This is a genomic window from Legionella sp. JM-2024 (genome assembly GCF_055389095.1).
Window position 1 is genome coordinate 2,709,881 of record NZ_AP039388.1, and the last position, 19,971, is coordinate 2,729,851.

Here is a 19,971-nt window from a genome sequence, read left to right on the forward strand (position 1 = left end):
CATTTGCCTCTGAATAATTATCAAATAATATAGCCAGCCAAACACATTCGAGTCTCGATACCAGGCATAGCAATCCATATTTGAGTAAATTTTATACATTTTTTCCGTATTTTGTACTATCCTTGATATGAAGGTTGCAATTTACAAAAGGAAATTTACTATGAAAAAGATTATAGCAATGTTGTTTTTCATAGGGATATCAACCACTATGATGATGGGTTGCACCAATACTCAAGTTGGAACAGCTGTTGGTGCTGCAGCAGGCGCTGGTATAGGATACGGTGTTTCTGGTGGTACTGCGTTAGGAACCGCAATTGGTGCAGGAGCTGGTGCATTGGTAGGTGGGTCAATCGGCGCAGAGCAAGACAGACGCGAGTATTATTACTACAATGGCTACCCCTATTATTACTACTAATCCCGACTGATTGACTCAATTATTTTTAAATAATTTTAGAGTTCCTTTTACGACCCTGGTTTTTTCCAAATAGCAAAGAACCAGGGTCGTTGATTTTTATCTAAGATGGTTTCACTGTTTACCTGATTGTCAAAGATTATGGATTCCTTTGACAGTGCTTACGAAACACACCATGATCGAAGCAAAAAAGTTTTTAGTGTGAGAATTTAGACAAACTATAATGAGCAATCAAAATTTTGTTAACAAATAATAAGGCATTATCAAAAATCCGTTGCTATAATCATGTAATGAAAAAACAAATACAAGGATTGTAAATATGAAACTAAAAAATAAAGTTGCTGTTGTCACCGGTGCTGCAAGCGGGATTGGAAAAGAAATTGCGATTGTTTATGCAAAAGAAGGAGCAAAAGTTGCAATCGCCGATCTAAATCTTGATCAAGCAAGTCAAGTAGCCGAAGAAATCAAATCATCTGGTGGGCAAGCAATGGCTGTAGCAATGAATGTAACCGATGAAAATCAAGTAAACCAGGGTATAGATAAAGTAGCAGAGCACTTTGGAGGAGTTGATGTTTTAGTGAGCAATGCCGGTATTCAAATCATTGAATCGGTCGATAAACTAGCCTTTTCCGATTGGAAAAAAATGCTCGCTATTCATTTGGATGGTGCCTTTTTAACTACTAAAGCTTGCTTAAAACATATGTATGCCTCTGGGAAAGGTGGCAGTGTTATTTATATGGGTTCTGTACATTCCAAAGAGGCTTCCTTACTTAAAGCACCTTATGTTACTGCCAAACATGGCTTATTGGGTTTATGTAAGGTGGTTGCCAAAGAAGGGGCTGCTCATAAGGTAAGAGCCAATGTAATCTGCCCAGGGTTTGTCCGAACCCCACTTGTTGACAAGCAAATTCCAGAGCAAGCAAAAGAATTAGGTATCAGTGAAGAAGAGGTGATTAAGAAAGTCATGCTCAAGGAAACAGTTGATGGGGAATTCACCACAACAGATGACGTGGCGCAAACTGCTTTGTTTTTCGCTTCCTTCGAATCTAATGCCTTAACGGGACAATCTTTAGTGGTCAGTCATGGTTGGTTCATGGAGTAATCTGCCATGGTCCGAACCAAGAAGTCAGGAAAACAGGAGTATGATCATATTGCATGCACCTTTCAGGGTGGAGGTGCTTTGGGAGCTTACCAAACTGGTGTATTACACGCTTTGAATGAAGCAGGATATCACCCTCATTGGTATGTTGGAACCTCAATTGGAGCGATCAACGCTGCCATCGCTGCTGGGAATTCTGATAATGATCGCATAGAAAAAATGTATCAATTTTGGGAGTCCATTGCCACCCCATCTTCAGTCAATGAATCGGCTCTCTTCGATGATGAGATAAGCCGAAAGATTCAACATTTAATTTCTGCTCATTCGGCTTTATTTTTTGGCCAGCCAGGATTTTTTGTACCTCGTTTCCCATCCCCGGAATTCGGTTGGCATAATAGTCCTGATCTATTAAGTTATTATGATACCTCCCCTTTACGCAATAGCTTGGAGAAGTATATTGACTTTGATCGACTGAATAACCAAAAAATAACACGAATCAGTGTTGGTGCTGTTGAAGTGAGCAGTGGTGCAATGACTTATTTTGACTCCTTTAAACAAAAAATCGGGCCTGAACATATTATGGCCAGTGGCGCCCTTCCTCCCGGTTTTCCAGCAGTTGAAGTCGAAGGTAAATATTATTGGGATGGCGGTATTTCAAGTAATTCACCGGTCAGTTATGTTCTTACGCAAAATAATCAGAATAATATGCTTTGTTTCATGATTCATCTATTTGATTCTTATGGCATGGTTCCTACATCAATTGATGAGGTATTAAAACGAAAAAAAGATATCGAATTTTCCAGCCGGTTCATAAAATTGATCAATCTTTACAAAGAAATACATAGTTTAAAAAATAGCGTTCATGTGTTATCAAAACATATTGCTTCTGGTGAAAAATCCAATCCCGAAATAAAGCAATGTATTGAAAAAGGTCATTCTTCTTCTATTTCCCTTGTTCGATTTTTATATGAGCATGATGAGACAGAATTGTCCTCAAAAGATTATGAGTTCTCGAAAAAATCAATTCATGAACGCATTCAAAAAGGTTATGATGATGGAAAAATAGCGATAAAAAAATCGCCTTGGAATCAGCCACTCTCAACAACTGAAGGTATAGTGCTGTATGATATGTCCACTAAAAAAACCATGAAACAGTATGGAAACTAGGAGCTGTCGAATATTATAGGATATACATATGCTAATTATAGTGGGCTACATTGTAATATTACTCTGTGTGTTTGGAGGTTTCAGCCTGACAGGAGGCCACCTTGCAGCTATCTTTCAACCCGTTGAATTGTTGATAATAGGTGGGGCTGCTGTAGGCTCCTTTATTGTTGGTAACAATATTACGGTTCTAAAAGCTGTTCTAAAAGCTCTTCCCGCAACCTTTCGCAGTCAAAGTTCAGCAAAACAAACATCCAGTGATTTATTAAGTCTTCTATATAATCTATTAAACAAAGCAAGGCAACAGGGTCTAATGTCACTGGAAAGCGATATAGATGAACCCGACAAGAGTCCAATTTTTACGTGCTATCCTAATTTAATGAAAAAACATCACGTGATTGAGTTTATTTGTGATTACTTACGATTAATTATTACTTCTAACATGCAGCCTTTTCAGTTGGAAAGCTTGATGGATATGGAAATTGAATCTCACCATGAGGAAGAAATGATTCCAGTCAATGCCATCACAAAACTTGCCGATGCGATGCCTGCTTTTGGTATTGTTGCGGCGGTATTAGGTGTTGTTCATACCATGGAATCGATCAGTCTCCCCCCATCTGAATTAGGCGTTTTAATTGCACATGCTTTGGTAGGAACCTTTTTAGGTATTTTAATTGGTTATGGTTTTGTAGGCCCTATTGCAACTGCTATGGAGCAAAATACTAATCAAAATCAGTTGATGCTACAATGTATTAAAGTCACCATATTAGCAAGTTTACATAATAATCCCCCAATAATTGCCGCTGAATTTGGGCGTAAGGTTCTGTTTACATCTCAAAGACCTTCATTTAATCAATTAAATGATGAAATAAAAAATGCCAAAACCGCTCAAGCAACAGCTCCAACTGCTGAAACCCCTGAAGCCACTTCCAGTTAGGTACACCCATGAGCGAAATAAATGACATCAGCGATCCCAATAATGATGAGTTGGTGGAAAAAAAAGATAAGCGGGATAAAAAAGAAAAAACGACTCACTATACACCTATCATTCGAAAAATTAAAAAAAACAACCACAAGCATCACGGTGGATCCTGGAAAATAGCATTTGCCGATTTTGTAACCGCAATGATGGCATTCTTTTTACTCATGTGGTTAGTTGCTTCATTAAATAAAGCTCAAAAAGCAGGCATTGCCGAGTACTTTAAACAACCAATGAAAGTAGCACTATTTGGTGGTGAAAGCATGGGGAATAGAAAAGCAACCATTAAGGGTGGTGGCCCTAACATAGAAGATACTGATGGTCAGGTTTCTGCCACCAACAAACCACTAATTAATGAGAGCATGGCTAAGGATAAAGAAATTGTTGAATCCCAAGTCAATGAAATGAAAAAGCTAGAAGAACTGAAATCGGAAATAAATCTGAGTATGGAGAAGGATCCTTCACTTGCTGGCCTAAAAAAACAACTTTTGATGGATGTCGTTTCTGACGGTTTACGCATTCAATTAATAGATAATCAGAAAAAACCTATGTTCGATGTGGGTTCAGACAAAATTAATCCTGAAATTGAACCCATTCTTATCAACATAGCCAAATTACTCAATTCAGTATCCAATAAAATAACGATTCAAGGTCATACAGACGCGAATCCTTACCATAATCCTGAAGAATTAGAATACACAAATTGGGAATTATCCGCTCAAAGAGCAAATGCTGCGAGGCGAGCATTAATTAAGGCTGGAATGGATGAAAATAAAGTCATGACTGTCACTGGCTATTCCTCTACCGTTCTTCTGGACAAAACCAATCCCTACAATCCAGAAAATCGGCGTATCAGCATCATTGTCATGAAGAAAGGGGCGGAAAACAAAATCACCACTAATAAATAATCTTTGTTGGAACAACTGCCTGGGTGGCGCATAGTCTAACCAGGGTAATGAAATGCCATGTTTTGAACCCGTGTTCCAGCCTCGCCTCCACCCAGACTACGACTAGGAATTAACATTAACCAAATCAGAACTCATAATACAATCGCCATCTGGATTAATCATCAGATAAACCTTGGTATCACCATTTTTATATAAATGATAAATAATGCGATAAACTGTTACCTCACCGCCATCTACTTGAATAGTTTTAGGCTTCATGTCCGACATAAATGCGTAATAATTACTTAATCCCAAAGGATGCAGTGTTTCACTCCATTTTGTCGATTGCAATTGTCTTAAATGCGCCAATCCCATATTTCGCTCAAAATTATAATCGTAATCAACAACAATTTTTGCGTTATGCAGCAAAGCAGGGCATGAATTACTGCGCTCAATATTGGAAAGAGTAAAGTTAATACTGGCATGCGTGGGCAGCGAGTGAAAAGAATAAGCCGAGCCAACCAAGATCCAACTTATCATCAACAAAATAATTCGTTTCATAACTACTCCTTTAATTAAGCCAAGTTTGACATAAAAGACATTCTTATTATATTGAAGATTAATTTGCAACAGCCTTGAAAAAATAGCACCTGAATAACTATTATGAATCGATCTGAGGAGTTAACGATTATCTGAATTTCTATCTGAGCACATAATCAAAATCATATTATTTTGAGTTAATTCAACGCCATTACTCGGCTCGAATTATCGTCATCCTGGGCGAAACGAAGGATCTCCTCACTTGAACATCGGAAATTATCTTCATGAGCCCCTTCACTTCGCTCAAGATAACATCGTTTTGTTTATGTTGTAGGCAAAGTATGATTTTGCCTTAATCTCTTGCTTTGTTTATTTCAGTTGGATATGATTTACGTGGCAATTGTTGAAATATTGTATTTGTAGTGTTAATATTGATCAACTTATAGGGCGCTATTTTATACTAGCATTGAAACGAGGATGTTTTTCATGTCTTTAAATGAGTCTACCGCAGTAGTATCACCAATAGTAAACGAACAACGTTCAGAATGGAAAAAACAAGATACAATCTGGATGCTAAGCCTTTATGGTACAGCAATTGGCGCCGGAACTCTTTTTCTCCCCATAGACGCTGGTCTTAATGGTATTTGGCCCTTAATTATCATGACTCTTCTGGCCTTCCCCATGACCTATTATTCTCATCGTGCTTTATGTCGGTTTGTGCTTTCAGGTTCCACAACACACAATGACATCACTGATGTTGTAGAAGAACATTTCGGTTCATTTGCTGGTAAAATGCTCACTGCACTATATTTTTTTGCGATTTACCCTATTTTATTAATGTACAGTGTCGCAATAACCAATACCACAGAAAGTTTTCTAATTAATCAAATGGGAGTATCTGCTCCTCCGAGAGCTCTCTTAGCCATTGTATTAATCCTGGGTTTAATGGCAATTATTCGATTTGGGCAAGAAATTATTGTCAAATCCATGTCCATGTTGGTATATCCTTTTGCTACTATTCTCTTACTACTATCTCTGTATTTAATTCCAAATTGGAATAATGCCATTCTTGTACAAAGTAATTCCTTACAAGCAAATGGAGGACATGGATTATTAATGACCTTATGGCTAATTATTCCTGTGATGGTGTTTTCCTTTAACCATTCCCCCATTATTTCTTCTTTTGCAGTTAATCAGAAACAACGATACGGAAATCAAGCAGATGAAAAAAGTTCCTTAATCATGAAATACAGTCATTTAATGATGGTTTTCTCTGTTATGTTTTTTGTATTTAGCTGTGTATTTAGCCTGTCCCCACAAGATCTGCTGCAGGCAAAACAACAAAATATTTCTATTTTGTCCTATCTGGCGAATCATTTTAATACGCCCATTATAGCTTATATCGCACCGGTAATTGCATTCATCGCAATTTCCAAATCCTTTCTGGGACATTATTTAGGCGCTAAAGAAGGTTTAAGCAGCATTATTGTTAAATCATTAAAATCAACAACAGGAAAAACAATTAGTAAAAATTCTCTACAAAAAACTATTGAGATCTTTATGATTCTGACCTGTTGGGCTGTCGCTACAATCAACCCCAACATTTTAAAAATGATTGAAACATTAGGTGGGCCAATTATAGCCATCTTATTATTTATCATGCCAATGTATGCCATTGCCAAAGTGCCAGCAATGAAAAAATACGGCAATCAACTCAGTAATGTATTCATTACTGTGATGGGTATTATTTCTATTTCAGCTATTATATACGGATTAATTTAAATGAGTTCAGGTATAAAGGGCATTATATGCCCTTTATACTGCTAGAATGACTAAATTATTTTATGATCATCTAAAAATCAAATCCTGATGTATCCCCACGAAAAATAGCCGTATCTATTTGATTAAAATAACTATTCCATCGAGACCGTTCATGCTGAGAGCTGTGAGATATCCCTAGCCTAACTCAATGCAGGTTATCTTATCAGCTACATAACAGCGCAATTCTTAGGGTTTTCCTCAGTTTTTTGATGCGATATTGAAATGTCTGGATAACCATATACCCTGCCTGACATAAAGTTAAGCTGATTAGCATCCACAGTAGTATATTCTACTTGAGCTGTCATTTTGGTTATAAGTGGAGAGTTACTTTTTATTTCTTGGCAAGTAATTTGAGCAGTAACAGACTCTTTAAGTTGCACCTTAAAAATAGTAGCAGCATAACTATCCTCCGCGCCCATTCTATGATGTTGGGTGAGTTTAGCATACTGTTCAGCCTCTTCTTTGGTACGGAATATTATTATCGTACCCTCTTTGGGTATAGCACTTATAATTTCCCTGTCTGGAATTGATTTTCTGTGTTTAGGATAAGGGAAACCTTTATCTAACATACTGGATGATTGGCTAGTTTGAATCATTGGACCTACTGCATAATAGTAGCCACTTTCTGGCAGCAGTTTTATAGTTTTGTCTAAGAAATCTTGACTCAATTCATTCAATTTTTTTGAAACCAAAGTAGTATTAAGCAAATCTTGTTGATTTGAGAAGGATAAAACCACTTTTTTAAGCTCATCTGGTAAAGTATCAAACATAAAAATAAAACTCCGTAGCCAATTTCAAAATATGCGAAATCTAACATCCAATTAATAACAAAACATTAAACACTTTGATTTAAAAATGACAAATAGTATATCAGATAAAATTAAAAGCTACCTTCTATTATAAGATAACGACCCATTCCAAAGTTCGTTCTCAAAGACACTGCTGTCCCTATTATCAAAAAAGGAATTACGTTTTAGATCCTTAACATTCAAACGCGCCAACTCTTTATCAATTAAGGAATCAATTTCACCTTGAGTTGTGGACCAGCCATACAACCCTCTTATTTGCCGCACAATCCATAGCTTACTCCTTAATTGACGTATGTACATTAAACCAGCATTTTCCGATTTTGTTCCTTTACCATCCACTTCCTTTTTTAATTTGATAAGTATTTTTCCAAGACCAGGATTATTTTTATTTGCTTGTATGAATTTGGAAATACATCGAACCGCCACCATCTTTTGGAATTTCAAGCAATAACTGTGATCTTCGCCAACATCCCTGAGCACTTCCTTCAATTCAGAATAGGTTTTGGCCTTAATGGCTCTATTTAAATAAGGCGTTTGAAATTTATAGGACTCGATGTTTTCAACTTTATTGAATTGCTCAAACTGTTTTGTCTTATTTGCACCATTAGCTAATAAATGTTTCATGGTGAAACGAAGATCTTTACGAATATCAACAGGATGAATTTCAGATTGTCCTGCCATCTGCAAAGCAAGATCCAGAGGAGTCTTTCCTGAGCTATTTTCAGTATTAATGAATTGTCCGTACATACTAATCGTCTCATCATAACGATAATCGCCTAACTTGATTGCAATATGTAGTGGTGTATCTCCGTCTTCAAAAAAATCACTCGATTGACATGTTTTCAGATTATAATCCAATAATTGTCTCATCTCCTTTTTAAGGGATTTTTTATTCTTTTCTTGGCAATTATTAATGATTTCAGCATGCAATGAATCGCGATCTCTTTTACTTTGAGAACAAACGAAATCCCGAAACTCTTTTATGGAAAACAACATTGCCTTTAAACGTGCTTGTCTGGCTATCATTGCTTGAGTCACTAAGGCAATATGCGCTCTATCTGAAGGATTATTCTTATCAAAAGCTGTCTTTAAAGTTGTTTCTATTAGAGATTGGGGGATTAAAATATGCTTGTAAAAAGCCCGCCATTTTGCCTTGTTAAACTCATCCACATGAGCTAAATTAGCAAAAGCTTGAATTTCAGCATAAGTACGATAATCTTTATTATCCCATGGATTATAAAAATAACTGGTTTTGGTGGGCCAATAACCATTGGCAGAATGTTTTAAATTGGGAAAATTTAACAAATCATTTGCCGTAATATCAAAAGCCGCACTACCATCAAATAAATGAAAAAGTCTTCTGGTACTAAACGACATAATACTGTCAACAAACATTAAGTCGTGATCAATTTTAAAAAATACAACACGGGGTTTCCCTTTTTTCTTAACTAAATAAAAACCAAAATTTCCTTTATGTAAGTCATCCTCTTCCAAAGTATAAGAACTAGCTAAAATACTGGCCAACGAGGCATAATCGATGGTCAAATCACCATTTTTCTCTGCTGCCAGTAGTTTATTAATAAACCCTTGGGGTAATTTATCTAAAAAATAGAAGGGTATTTCATCTGAAGTATTAACTTGTTTTTCGGTGCAGGCACATCCAGTCTTTGGATTCTTCAAAGAATAAAACGGTTGTTTTAATCCTTCTTTATTTTCGATAACATAATCTAAATGTTGTACTATCGAACCCTTTATTTTATTAGCATCATCAACTACTAATTTTTGAAATGATGTTAAACCATTATCTAAAAATAATTTGGCTAATTGACTAAAAGCAACTTCCATGCGAGATAAATTAGAACATCCATACTTATTTTTCTTATAAATACCCCTAAAACCTTTTTCAGGAGATCCAAAAGGAAAATAAACAGCATCCAGGTATACTTCATGGCCCGAAAAAGAAGGAACACCTAGGTAAATATCTTTAATGTTATATACCCTGGACATAGAAAAGAAAAAAGCCAATAAATTAGTTCATTATTTTAACATAATGTTCTAAAAATTAAAACAATATAAAATATTTCAAAGTTTGTCCAAATCATCAGGCTGTATTTTTAAATTCTCATCTTGAGCATCAAAATTGGTTTCTTCGCTCAATCGAATTTTCAAACCCACATTGTTTTTTGAATCAGCATATTTGATAGCGTTCTCTTTGGTAATTTTTCCTTCTTTATATAAATTAAACAAAGCCTGATCAAAAGTCTGCATCCCCTGTTCAGTACTCTTCGACATAACCTCTTTAATATCATCTATTTTACCTTTTTCTATCAAATCAGAAATATAGGGAGAATTAATTAATACCTCAACAGCAGCAACACGTTGATTGGTTATTCCGGGTATTAAACGTAAGGAAATGATCGCTCTTAAATTAAGCGACAAATCGATTAAAATCTGTTGTCTTGCCTCATCAGGGAAGAAATTAATAACCCTATCTAAAGCCTGATTAGCATTATTGGCATGTAAAGTAGAAATACACAAATGTCCTGTTTCAGCATAAGCTATCGCATGTTTCATGGAATTAAGCTCACGAATTTCACCGATTAATATCACATCTGGGGCTTCTCTCATCGCATTTTGTAAAGCATTATCATAGCTTAGAGTATCAATACCAATTTCACGTTGATCAACTATTGATTTTTTATGCTCATGCAAATACTCGATAGGATCTTCTATTGTTAAAATGTGCCCTCTATGATTTTCATTACGATGATTGATCATCGCAGCCAAAGTAGTTGATTTACCTGACCCCGTAGAGCCTACAACCAATACCAGGCCACGCAATTCCAAAACCAGAGATTTTAAAATTTGAGGTAGGTTCAAATCCGCTATAGAAGGGATTTCGCCCTTGATATAGCGAACAACCATAGCCACCTCACCACGCTGCCTGAATAAATTAATTCTAAAACGCCCGACTCCGACTAGTGAAAAAGCCATATTGAGTTCCATCTTGGACTCAAATTCTTTTTGTTGCTCATCATTCATAATGGATAAACCAATTTCAACCATTTGATGAGGTTTAAGTGGCGCTTGGCCAACAGGTGAAGTGACCCCCTCAATTTTAATATTTGGAGGCGCCCCAACACTAAAAAATAAATCTGAGGCACCTTTGTCAACCATAAGCTTAAAAAAAGGAGTGATATCCATAAGTTAACTCAAATTATTATTATATTTTAAAGTTTAGTCGAGACTCCTGAATTTGCTAGTCTTAGTTTTTGTAATTATTTTCTCATGGATTTAATTCAACACTGGAACATGACGCTCTAGTCGACTATTCCTATGTTCCAACTCCCCCTTACAAGCGTCTAAAAAAACTCTTTTCGCGCTAAGTCCCTCTTCTGAAGACACATCCATCTTGGAGACCTCGGCATGTAATTTAGTTAAAAATTCAGCACACTCCAAATCGGAATGCTCTTGATGAGGCCTTTCAACAATTTGCCTCTCGTCTTCACTGACATCATTCAATTGATTGCCTGGAACACTTGGAGCCAACATATTTTGCAAATAAGGAGTGTAAAAAGGAGACATAGCCAGTCGCTCCGCGCCATCATCTGAACCTGGGGAGCAATACCATTTCTCCAATGATTGTTTATATTTCGATACCACTTCAGCACCTAAAAACTGATCATAATGAGCTACACCTGAAGGAAAATTTTTTCCCAAATGATTCCTGGGAGTGATACCCATTTCTTTAAAAAAGGACATTAATCCTCTTTCAAAATGAGTAATTCCGGGTGCTTCAGGGTGAGTGACGATGTCTATGGCTAAAATATGCTCTTCATCTGAACTGGTAGAGCTGGTTGATAAACCTCCATTAGTTCCTTTGATATAACGAACGTAAACGGCATAAGTGACTGGAAATTCACCTTTAGTTGCGGCCGCATCCAACATCTCTTCTATTTTTTGTAAAATAACTTCCAATTTTTTCCCTGCTTCATCGTCTTTTACAGGAATTAAGTAACTGACATCCCTCATCTCTTTAGGAAATGCTACTTGAGGATGAGTAATATGATTTTCATAATCTACCTTAGGTGTAGTACCGCGAGTACCTGTAACCACAGCTGCTGATAACAACATAAAAGAAGGTAATAAATGCTTTAATCCAGAATCGAGTAAAAACCCCATAACTGAGGCACCAATCCTGGCTTGCAACTCTTGAGTAAAAGAACGAATATCAGGATCATACGGCGCATTTCCTTTTTTGGTTGGTTTGTCTGTAGAATAATTCCATTGACGAATTTGCCATTTGGAAACCAGCTTACCCGTCTCTGGGCACCCATAGCTTGGCATTCCCATAATACTGATGTATTGATTATTCTTTAATATATCACCTAGTTTTCCCGTCATTTCCCTGGTATTAGAAAACAATTCTATCGTTTCACACAAATTAAACGCCTTAACTGCCCGTAATTTCATGCTAACGACAATTCCCAATAAACCACTATGACCACCCAGCAAATCTTTGAAATCAGGATGGTCGGAATTGATTTCACGCAAATTGCCATCCATATCACATACTGTAATAGATTCAATCAAACCGCTGAATGCAGGCTCATCACGTCCAGTGCCATGTCCAGCTGTCCCAGCCAAGCCAACAGGAGTAACCCAGGAAATCATACTAATCGTTGACAAGGACAAATGATGCTTTCGCAAAAAATCAGCAAAATCAGAAACTTGCATCCCAGCGCTCACTTCCACCAAACTAACAGGAAGTTGATGAATAGGATTATCAGGATTGAAAACCGGGGGATTTTTTAATGGACCAATCACTTTGGCATGATGAAATTTTTTGGCAAAACGAATAATGACATCGGTTCCCAGTGTATCAGGCGATGCTCTGCCACCCACTACCTGAGAAAAAGAAAACCCTTCATTATATTGATTTTCCTGCACCTCGGTCCAAGGAAACAAACAACAGGTTTTACCAGGTTTGTCAGCCCATCCAGCAGTAGCCCTAACAGTCACTTTATCCTCTGGTTTCCTGTCTGAGTTAAGTTCCTTTATGGTTTTAATGACTGTCTGCACTTCTTTTTCGCTTTTAACTTCTATCACAATTGCGGCTGGGTTATTAACACTTTCCATGTAGTTAGACCAGCCAGAAGAATACGGAATTTTATTTTTATTCAATATTTGAATGAGCTTGTTTTTCAAATCCGCAGGTAAAGCCATAATTACTCCTTGTAATATATAGATCCCAAAAAATTGTCAGCCTTACAATAAACAAATGACCGGTTTCAGTGTATGAGAAAACAATAAGTTTGGCTATCTACCTATTACATGAGGGAATAAAGGATGCTCCATTCCTGCTCCTGCTGGTAATTCATCAATAAGACCAGGGAAATCCGGAGAGGTTGGCCAGGAACGAGGAGCATGAGTAATATCATCACCCATAAAACGAATTGAAAACACTCTTCTTCTCTGAGTGCCATCAACCCCTCTAGCCATATGCAGAGTCAACATATGAAAACACACCACATCACCAGGTTGGATTTCCCATCCAATGATTGGAAACTGCTCTCTAGACTCTTCTATCGAAGGTAATTCCTGTAAACTCCCTTCAGGGAACCACTTGGCTTGATTATCTAAAAAGGTTCTCGGCATTAACCAAGGGCCTAAATGTGATCCAGCAATAAATTCCAGTGTCGAAGAACGGCTGACTGGATCAACTGGAATCCAAAAACTGCAATTTTGTTTTCCTGCAATATTGTAATAAGGTTGATCCTGATGCCATGGTGTAACCTGACGTGTCCCAGGTTCCTTTACCAACAAATGATCATGATATAACCTCACCGTTTTGCTTTGCATTATTTGGGCAGCGACTGCACCCAAACCAGTATCAAAAATAATTCGTTGATAAAAGGGATTATTTTGCCAAGTACAAAAATCCTCAACAAAATAACCAGGATCATCAGATTTACTCGCTACTTTGGCACGAGAACTCAGAGAAGATAAGTTAAACTCAATTCCCTCTTTCAAAACAGCAATGTCATCAGCCTTTAAAAATTGGCGAAGACAGACTGCGCCATCGCGGTTAAAATCGCGAATGATGCCCTCATTCACTTTATATTCAAGGGAACCACTTTTATGATACATCACATTTTCTCCAACACGTCACGCAAGTATTTCACCGGCTCTATAACCATAGAATCTAATTGCTGTTTGGGTGCATTAGCGAAAGGAACTATAGCACGTTTAAAACCATGCTTTATAGCCTCTTTAATGCGTTCCTGCCCGCTTTGTACCGGCCTAATCTCCCCAGCTAACCCAACTTCTCCAAATAGGATGGTTTCACTATCAAATACACGATTACGTAAACTTGAAACAACAGCTGCTAACAAGGCCAAATCACTACCAGTTTCACTCACTTTAACTCCACCGACTACATTGATAAAAACATCTTGATCGTAAGTGGCTATACCACCATGACGGTGCAATACTGCTAATAAAATGGCCAGGCGGTTATGTTCAAGCCCTGCTGTGACGCGTTTTGCTTGCTGGCCATGAGTCTCGTCAACCAAAGCTTGTATTTCAACCAGCATTGGCCGAGATCCTTCCCAAGTCACCATCACGGCGCTTCCAGGTGTAGGTTCAGGCTGACGAGACAAAAAAATAGCTGAAGGATTCGTAACCTCCTTCAACCCTCTGTCAGTCATGGCAAAAACACCCAGTTCATTTACCGCACCAAAACGATTTTTAATCGCTCTAATGACTCGGAAACGACTGTCACTTTGTCCTTCAAAATAAAGCACACTATCCACCATATGTTCTAACACTCGAGGCCCGGCTAAGGTACCTTCCTTCGTGACATGTCCCACCAGAAATACAGCAGTATTGGTCATTTTGGCATAGCGCACCAATTGTGCAGCTGACTCACGAACTTGACTAACTCCGCCGGGAGCCGAGCTTATTGACTCAGTAAAAATTGTTTGCACTGAATCTACGACAATTATTCTAGGCTTTTCCTTTTGAGCATGCGAAATTATGGATTCAACCTGAGTTTCAGCTAATAATCTCAAACCCGCTAAAGGCAATCCTAGTCGTTGCGCACGCATAGCGACTTGTTGTAACGATTCCTCACCTGTAACATACAATACCGTTTCCTGCATGGATAAATTAGCCAATGTTTGTAATAGCAAAGTGGATTTGCCAATTCCAGGATCACCTCCAATCAAAACAACTGAACCATAAACCAAACCACCACCCAAAACTCGATTTAACTCGGATAAACCACAGTCCATACGCACTATTTTATCCATAACCACGTCTTCAACAGCGGTAATAACAGAACGTTGATTAGCCCATTGTCCATTTCGTGAAGAGCGAGTCTCAGGCATGACACCTTCTTCAACAATAGAGTTCCAAGCACCACATTGCGTGCATTGTCCAGCCCATTGTTTAAAAACAGCGGCACATTGATTACAAACAAACTGGGTTTTTACTTTCATGATTCTTGCCTTGATTAAAGCGTTGTACGTTGTATAGAGTCAGGACTTACGAAAAACGTCCAGGTCAAGGTAAAAAAGTTTTTTAATGTGGGAGTTTAGACACAAACTAAATAACCGAATTAAAAAACTTGTTTAACGAAGAAATTGGAGTTTTTCGTAAGTCCTGATAATGCTATCAATGATAACTCGCAGTGAAAACATTTACCTTAAATCATTTTAAGTTGTAATACCAATTACTCAAAAGACTTCTAACAAAACTCGCTGGGTGAGGAAAGCGCAGGTGAAACGGAATGCTGAATTGGAGTGTACACTCTAGTACATGAAGATTCGAGTACCGTATCGACGAAGCAATTTCCCACCGCAGTAGAGTTCCGGAACAAGTGTAATATTAAGTAGGTTTATTTCTTCCATCACGGTTAATTTACAGAATATTTATTAAAATTTTTCTTTTCAAAAACACTTTTATGAATTACCATTCGCGGGTGTGTTTTTTTTATACAAACTGAGGATAAGATTATGTCAGGTTTTAAAAAAGGTGATAAACCAGGAGAAGGTTTAGCTACACTTAAAAAATACATGGAAGATCAAATATCAAAAATTGAAAAAGCAGGGAATGATGAAGAGAAAGATCAACTTCTCATAGATACCTTAAGTGAATACAATGATAAAATGGGCTCTCTCTCAACTATTTATAATTCCAAAAAAGAAAGGAATGATACTGTTGAACAGCTGATAGTTGAAGTAAGAAACTTATATCAACCACTACGCGATCAATTTCACCAAAAACATCCACTAAAGCTTGTTGATCAAGTACAGGAAGAATTAGATGAGAAACGTAGGCAACGTGAAGAAAAACAACGTAAACCTGAACCTGAATCACATAGCAAGCAGCGTCAAGAAGAAACTATAAACGATGCAATCAAGAAAATTGATGACATTATTGTAGGGCTTACTCTAAAAATAGATAGAGTCGATCAGCATCAATATAAGAAAGCACATGATGCAGCCAATGCTCTTTTAATTAATTTGATTGCTGCTCGTGATGAGTATCAAAAAGACTTAAGCGAAAATATAATTTCTCAAGAAGTGGCTGGAAACAAATTTAAATCAGCTTGCAAAGAAGCCATCAAAGATGCCAAACCTGTTCTAGAAAAGGACTTGGGCTGGGGCGACTACCTGACGAATCTTTTTAAAACACTGGCTAACGCAGTGGTTACTGCTGTAACTTTTGGGCAATACCGAGGTTTCTTTACTTATGTACGCCCTGAATCGGTTAAAGCAGTAGAAAAAGCGGAACAGGATTTGGAACTTGATCAAGTAGTAGCATCTCATAAGTAACGTGAGTTATCCCGTAAAATGCACAGCATTGATACGGGATCCACTCCAAAATAATGTGGTTTGATATCAAACCACATTAAGTAATAAAACCTGAAACGAAAGCCTGCAGTTGGTTTAGTTCATAGTATTTAACCCAGAATAGCACCACTGTCAGGCCCCTTTTCACGTAATATAAATCACCAGAAAATAATAGTTTTCAATCATGAATTGATGTACCATCAATTCACAGTGTGTTTCTTTAATTAAACAAAGGATGTCATTATGTCAAAATTGAATAACGGAAATAGTTCTGAGGAACAAACTGCAGACAACTCAGCATTGCTCGCCCAACAAGACAAACCTACAAAGTCTGTCACCATCAACCATGGATTACCTGCTTTTTTCTCTCAGGCTGATTTACAAGAGGAAGCTTCTTCGTCTGCGACTCAGGCCATAAGGGATATGAAACCTTTCTAAAAACATGAAATCTCCGAATAATAACCTGTATTACTAGTTCACTGTAATACAAGAGGCTGATTCCTGGATTACGGTTTCACCTAATCCAGATTCTCTCACCTCATGTCTTGATTTTAATTTCTTTATCCTCATGAAAATCACTCTGTATTAATAGTTATCCAATAAAAATCAAATTGGAAATATTCGCTTTTCAATTGTTTATTTTTGATTTAACTTACCTAAGGGATTATTTTAAAATGAGAGGTCAAAATTATGCCTGCGTTCAAAAAAGGACAAGATCCAGTAACAGAACTGACTCGATTAAAAGAGTATATGGAAGACCAAATAGCGAAAGCAAAAAAGTCCTCTAGAGCATTAGAGCAACTTGAATTCCTGGAAGATGCTCACACCGAACACTTTATAAAAATGGGTTCATTGACCACTATATACAAAGGTGGGAATAAAACAGTCGATGCTCTGAAAACTCAAATACGTTCTTTATACGAAGAAATGATTGATTTAAAAGATAAATGCCGTGACCAGATTCAGGAACAGAACAAGTCTACAGCCCACAGCCCCTCGTTCTTCAATAGGAAAAATAATAATCCAAGTACTGAAGAGTTAGAGATGGACTTTGATAAAGCATTTGGTCTTTAAGAACTATTACTAAAAAATGTTGGCCTTTGGAATCAAATAAACAAAGTCCAACATTCAATCTTGAATTCCTGTTAGATAACTAAAATCTGTTAGCCACTTACCCTTCTGGATTTTTATTTACAAGCACAGAACTTACGTACACTCTAAGATCGAATCAAAAAATTTTTTAGAGATTGGAGTTTTTCGTAAGCTCTGTAACATTCAGAAGTTGAATCCTCGCATTAACCCAGTATAATCACTTCTTTTATCGCCTTGGAAAATTGTTATGAGCAAAGGCATACATTTCGAGCAATCAATCACTGAATTAGAGGAAATTGTCCGGCAGCTGGAAAAAGGGGAACTAACCCTTGAAGAATCGCTGAAACAATTTGAAAAGGGAATTAGCCTTGCAAGGCATTGTCAAAATGCATTAAATCAGGCGGAACAAAAAATTGAAACGCTGACGACTACTGATTCCAACTTTGAACTCAACTCAGATGAACAAGCAAGTGATTGATAACTATACCCGAAGACATGAGCATTATCTTGAGCAATTGCTCAATAAAATACAGATCCCCGCCCCTAAAATTCATTCCGCCCTCCATTATGCCTTATTTCCTGGTGGCAAAAGAATAAGACCTATTTTAGTTTATTTAGCAGGAAATTTAATTGATGTTGGGCTTGATGTTCTGGATATTATTGCTGCAGCAATAGAATTAACACATTGCTATTCCTTGATCCATGATGATCTCCCTGCTATGGACAATGACGACGTGCGCCGAGGAAAACCAAGCTGTCACAAAGCATTTGATGAAGCAACGGCCATTTTAGTTGGTGATGGAATGCAAGCTTTGGCAATTGAAGTACTATTGTCGCGCTTATCTTCTACTCTTCCAGCATCACAAATCATTGCCATTACTCAATTACTGGTGAATGCGAGTGGAATAAGTGGAATGGTCAGTGGGCAAAGCCTGGATTTATCAGAGTTGGCAAAATCATCGGTAACTGAGGAGCAATTAAGAGAAATTCATCTCTTGAAAACTGGAAAACTGATCTTGGCCTGTTTTGAAATGGTTTTGGCAGCACAACCTTTGGCATCGGAACAAACCAAGTCCGCACTGATAACGTACGGAAAACATATAGGCCTTGTATTTCAAATGCAAGACGATTATCTGGATCATTATGCCCCAGCCCAAATATTAGGTAAAGGCCGTTCATCTGATCAAGCCAATCAAAAAACCACCTTTGCCACATTATTTACCAAGCAGCAATTAGAAGAAGAAATTACTATCCATTATCAAATTGCAATCGATTCTCTGGGATTATTCGGTACCAGAGCGGCTGCATTAATCGAATTAACCAAACAATTACAAAATCGCAGTAATTTATCATAACATCAGTTATGGGTAAGAAATACGTAATTCATTAGTAAAACAAAGATATCTGACTTCAGTACTTTAGTGCCCCAAAAAACTTAAATTATGACTTTTTAACGATACGAGAAACAGGAATAAAAGTTTCTATGCCTTGTTCCATTTTACGCTGCCCCCCTTTCCATGCTTGTCCATAAACTACTTCATAAGTCAATGGATATTTCCCGGTAGCTGTTTGCATTGTGGCATATCGTATTTCAAATTGTTTCCATGCATTTTTACCAGTTAAGCCATGATTTCTCTGGGGATTAATATTTCTTACCCCTTGAGTCCTTAAAGCCCGTAATAATTGTGGTAGGGTCTCATAATGTATGGATAGTAACTCCATATCCATTACAGGATCCAAGAAATGCTCTGACATTAGACAATCTCCAATATCATGCATATCAACAAATTCATTAATATGAGCATATTGATTAGCATCAGACCACGCTGTCTTCAATTCTTTGAAAGTATCTGGACCTAAAGTGGTGAACATAAGGCAACCATCTACATTTATCACGCGATTAAGCTCCCGAAAAACATGTGCTAATGAGCTGCTCCAGTGAATCACCTGATTGGCGAACACCAAATCAAAAATACCGGTCGCAAAGGGCATTTTCTGCATATCAGCAGCAACCAAAGACCATTTACGTCGCCAACTCTGCTTTCTCTTGGCTTGTTCTAACATGGCTAGTGATAAATCCATGCCTATAACCTGTGCTTTGGGATATAGCAAAGTCAATTCTTTTGAAAAACTACCTGGCCCGCATCCCAAATCCAGAATACGTCGAGGAGCAATTTTCAAATATTGCAATCGTTCGAACAAACGATTACCGATTTCTTTTTGAACTTTAGCTGCATGCTCGTAGTCAGCAGCATGCTTACTAAATGCCTTGCTTATTTCATTGTTGGCAGTCATTATAAAGACCAAGGA

19 protein-coding genes are annotated in these 19,971 nt (G+C 37.4%); 11 read left to right on the top strand and 8 right to left on the bottom strand.

Translation table 11 applies throughout. The annotated features are described in order from the left end of the window. Positions 1-160 precede the first annotated feature (160 nt). The 5 genes from ACZ5EK_RS11780 to motB all read left to right on the top strand — a co-directional run bounded on the left by ACZ5EK_RS11780 (position 161) and on the right by motB (position 4,562). Positions 161-415: a glycine zipper domain-containing protein gene (locus ACZ5EK_RS11780; protein WP_464424734.1), complete on the top strand. Its 255-nt coding sequence runs from the start codon at positions 161-163 to the stop codon at positions 413-415. 316 nt (positions 416-731) lie between these two features. After that, positions 732-1,514 (top strand): 3-hydroxybutyrate dehydrogenase, encoded by a 783-nt coding sequence (locus tag ACZ5EK_RS11785; RefSeq protein WP_464429787.1) that lies wholly within the window; start codon positions 732-734, stop codon positions 1,512-1,514. 6 nt (positions 1,515-1,520) lie between these two features. After that, positions 1,521-2,678 (top strand): patatin-like phospholipase family protein, encoded by a 1,158-nt coding sequence (locus ACZ5EK_RS11790; protein WP_464429788.1) that lies wholly within the window; start codon positions 1,521-1,523, stop codon positions 2,676-2,678. A gap of 28 nt (positions 2,679-2,706) precedes the next feature. Next, the gene (gene motA, locus ACZ5EK_RS11795) at positions 2,707-3,612 is read left to right on the top strand and encodes a flagellar motor stator protein MotA (RefSeq protein WP_464429789.1); all 906 of its coding nucleotides are present in this window, start codon (positions 2,707-2,709) and stop codon (positions 3,610-3,612) included. Positions 3,613-3,620: 8 nt separating this feature from the next. After that, positions 3,621-4,562, top strand: a complete 942-nt coding sequence (motB, locus tag ACZ5EK_RS11800; RefSeq protein ID WP_464429790.1) for a flagellar motor protein MotB — start codon at positions 3,621-3,623, stop codon at positions 4,560-4,562. Between the two features lie 102 nt (positions 4,563-4,664). Here motB and ACZ5EK_RS11805 read toward each other — a convergent pair whose 3' ends face one another. Continuing rightward, on the bottom strand, positions 4,665-5,102 hold the full coding sequence (locus tag ACZ5EK_RS11805) for a hypothetical protein (RefSeq protein ID WP_464429791.1): 438 nt from the start codon (positions 5,100-5,102) through the stop codon (positions 4,665-4,667). 465 nt (positions 5,103-5,567) lie between these two features. Here ACZ5EK_RS11805 and ACZ5EK_RS11810 point away from each other — a divergent pair, with 465 nt between their 5' ends. Continuing rightward, on the top strand, positions 5,568-6,863 hold the full coding sequence (locus tag ACZ5EK_RS11810) for a serine/threonine transporter (protein ID WP_464429792.1): 1,296 nt from the start codon (positions 5,568-5,570) through the stop codon (positions 6,861-6,863). 206 nt (positions 6,864-7,069) lie between these two features. Here the strand turns inward: ACZ5EK_RS11810 and ACZ5EK_RS11815 are convergent, their stop codons facing one another. From ACZ5EK_RS11815 to radA, 6 genes are all read right to left on the bottom strand, one after another. After that, positions 7,070-7,672: an F-box protein gene (locus tag ACZ5EK_RS11815; RefSeq protein ID WP_464429793.1), complete on the bottom strand. Its 603-nt coding sequence runs from the start codon at positions 7,670-7,672 to the stop codon at positions 7,070-7,072. A gap of 117 nt (positions 7,673-7,789) precedes the next feature. After that, complete coding sequence (ankK, locus tag ACZ5EK_RS11820; protein WP_464429796.1) at positions 7,790-9,718, bottom strand: Dot/Icm T4SS effector AnkK/LegA5; 1,929 nt, start codon at positions 9,716-9,718, stop codon at positions 7,790-7,792. 75 nt (positions 9,719-9,793) lie between these two features. Next, positions 9,794-10,915: a PilT/PilU family type 4a pilus ATPase gene (locus ACZ5EK_RS11825; RefSeq protein WP_464429797.1), complete on the bottom strand. Its 1,122-nt coding sequence runs from the start codon at positions 10,913-10,915 to the stop codon at positions 9,794-9,796. Positions 10,916-11,005: 90 nt separating this feature from the next. Next, the gene (locus ACZ5EK_RS11830; RefSeq protein WP_464429798.1) at positions 11,006-12,937 is read right to left on the bottom strand and encodes an FAD-binding oxidoreductase; all 1,932 of its coding nucleotides are present in this window, start codon (positions 12,935-12,937) and stop codon (positions 11,006-11,008) included. Positions 12,938-13,030: 93 nt separating this feature from the next. Further along, a complete protein-coding gene (locus ACZ5EK_RS11835; RefSeq protein WP_464429799.1) occupies positions 13,031-13,861 on the bottom strand; it encodes a phytanoyl-CoA dioxygenase family protein in 831 nt (276 codons plus the stop codon). Beyond that, on the bottom strand, positions 13,861-15,213 hold the full coding sequence (radA, locus tag ACZ5EK_RS11840) for a DNA repair protein RadA (RefSeq protein ID WP_464424750.1): 1,353 nt from the start codon (positions 15,211-15,213) through the stop codon (positions 13,861-13,863). The genes ACZ5EK_RS11835 and radA overlap by 1 nt, the downstream gene beginning before the upstream one ends. Positions 15,214-15,729: 516 nt before the next feature. Here radA and ACZ5EK_RS11845 point away from each other — a divergent pair. The 5 genes from ACZ5EK_RS11845 to ACZ5EK_RS11865 all read left to right on the top strand — a co-directional run bounded on the left by ACZ5EK_RS11845 (position 15,730) and on the right by ACZ5EK_RS11865 (position 19,016). Next, on the top strand, positions 15,730-16,551 hold the full coding sequence (locus tag ACZ5EK_RS11845; RefSeq protein ID WP_464429801.1) for a lpg2327 family Dot/Icm T4SS effector: 822 nt from the start codon (positions 15,730-15,732) through the stop codon (positions 16,549-16,551). Positions 16,552-16,812: 261 nt separating this feature from the next. After that, positions 16,813-17,007: a hypothetical protein gene (locus ACZ5EK_RS11850; RefSeq protein ID WP_464429802.1), complete on the top strand. Its 195-nt coding sequence runs from the start codon at positions 16,813-16,815 to the stop codon at positions 17,005-17,007. A gap of 252 nt (positions 17,008-17,259) precedes the next feature. Next, positions 17,260-17,643, top strand: coding sequence for a hypothetical protein (locus tag ACZ5EK_RS11855; RefSeq protein WP_464429803.1), 384 nt, complete (start codon positions 17,260-17,262; stop codon positions 17,641-17,643). A gap of 265 nt (positions 17,644-17,908) precedes the next feature. Beyond that, positions 17,909-18,139 carry an exodeoxyribonuclease VII small subunit gene (locus ACZ5EK_RS11860; RefSeq protein ID WP_464429805.1) on the top strand — a complete coding sequence of 77 codons (231 nt, stop codon included), beginning with the start codon at positions 17,909-17,911 and terminating at the stop codon, positions 18,137-18,139. Further along, positions 18,120-19,016 carry a polyprenyl synthetase family protein gene (locus ACZ5EK_RS11865; RefSeq protein WP_464429806.1) on the top strand — a complete coding sequence of 299 codons (897 nt, stop codon included), beginning with the start codon at positions 18,120-18,122 and terminating at the stop codon, positions 19,014-19,016. The genes ACZ5EK_RS11860 and ACZ5EK_RS11865 overlap by 20 nt, the downstream gene beginning before the upstream one ends. 85 nt (positions 19,017-19,101) lie before the next feature. Here ACZ5EK_RS11865 and bioC read toward each other — a convergent pair whose 3' ends face one another. Continuing rightward, a complete protein-coding gene (bioC, locus tag ACZ5EK_RS11870) occupies positions 19,102-19,956 on the bottom strand; it encodes a malonyl-ACP O-methyltransferase BioC (protein ID WP_464429807.1) in 855 nt (284 codons plus the stop codon). Positions 19,957-19,971 lie beyond the last annotated feature (15 nt).

Coding starts and splice junctions, on each gene's coding strand:
- ankK (WP_464429796.1), bottom strand. CDS start 9,718: ATGTCCAGGGTATATAACATTAAAGATATTTACCTAGGTGTTCCTTCT.
- ACZ5EK_RS11830 (WP_464429798.1), bottom strand. CDS start 12,937: ATGGCTTTACCTGCGGATTTGAAAAACAAGCTCATTCAAATATTGAAT.
- ACZ5EK_RS11855 (WP_464429803.1), top strand. CDS start 17,260: ATGCCTGCGTTCAAAAAAGGACAAGATCCAGTAACAGAACTGACTCGA.
- ACZ5EK_RS11835 (WP_464429799.1), bottom strand. CDS start 13,861: ATGTATCATAAAAGTGGTTCCCTTGAATATAAAGTGAATGAGGGCATC.
- bioC (WP_464429807.1), bottom strand. CDS start 19,956: ATGACTGCCAACAATGAAATAAGCAAGGCATTTAGTAAGCATGCTGCT.
- radA (WP_464424750.1), bottom strand. CDS start 15,213: ATGAAAGTAAAAACCCAGTTTGTTTGTAATCAATGTGCCGCTGTTTTT.
- ACZ5EK_RS11810 (WP_464429792.1), top strand. CDS start 5,568: ATGTCTTTAAATGAGTCTACCGCAGTAGTATCACCAATAGTAAACGAA.
- ACZ5EK_RS11845 (WP_464429801.1), top strand. CDS start 15,730: ATGTCAGGTTTTAAAAAAGGTGATAAACCAGGAGAAGGTTTAGCTACA.
- motA (WP_464429789.1), top strand. CDS start 2,707: ATGCTAATTATAGTGGGCTACATTGTAATATTACTCTGTGTGTTTGGA.
- ACZ5EK_RS11850 (WP_464429802.1), top strand. CDS start 16,813: ATGTCAAAATTGAATAACGGAAATAGTTCTGAGGAACAAACTGCAGAC.
- ACZ5EK_RS11785 (WP_464429787.1), top strand. CDS start 732: ATGAAACTAAAAAATAAAGTTGCTGTTGTCACCGGTGCTGCAAGCGGG.
- ACZ5EK_RS11860 (WP_464429805.1), top strand. CDS start 17,909: ATGAGCAAAGGCATACATTTCGAGCAATCAATCACTGAATTAGAGGAA.
- motB (WP_464429790.1), top strand. CDS start 3,621: ATGAGCGAAATAAATGACATCAGCGATCCCAATAATGATGAGTTGGTG.
- ACZ5EK_RS11825 (WP_464429797.1), bottom strand. CDS start 10,915: ATGGATATCACTCCTTTTTTTAAGCTTATGGTTGACAAAGGTGCCTCA.
- ACZ5EK_RS11815 (WP_464429793.1), bottom strand. CDS start 7,672: ATGTTTGATACTTTACCAGATGAGCTTAAAAAAGTGGTTTTATCCTTC.
- ACZ5EK_RS11865 (WP_464429806.1), top strand. CDS start 18,120: ATGAACAAGCAAGTGATTGATAACTATACCCGAAGACATGAGCATTAT.
- ACZ5EK_RS11780 (WP_464424734.1), top strand. CDS start 161: ATGAAAAAGATTATAGCAATGTTGTTTTTCATAGGGATATCAACCACT.
- ACZ5EK_RS11790 (WP_464429788.1), top strand. CDS start 1,521: ATGGTCCGAACCAAGAAGTCAGGAAAACAGGAGTATGATCATATTGCA.
- ACZ5EK_RS11805 (WP_464429791.1), bottom strand. CDS start 5,102: ATGAAACGAATTATTTTGTTGATGATAAGTTGGATCTTGGTTGGCTCG.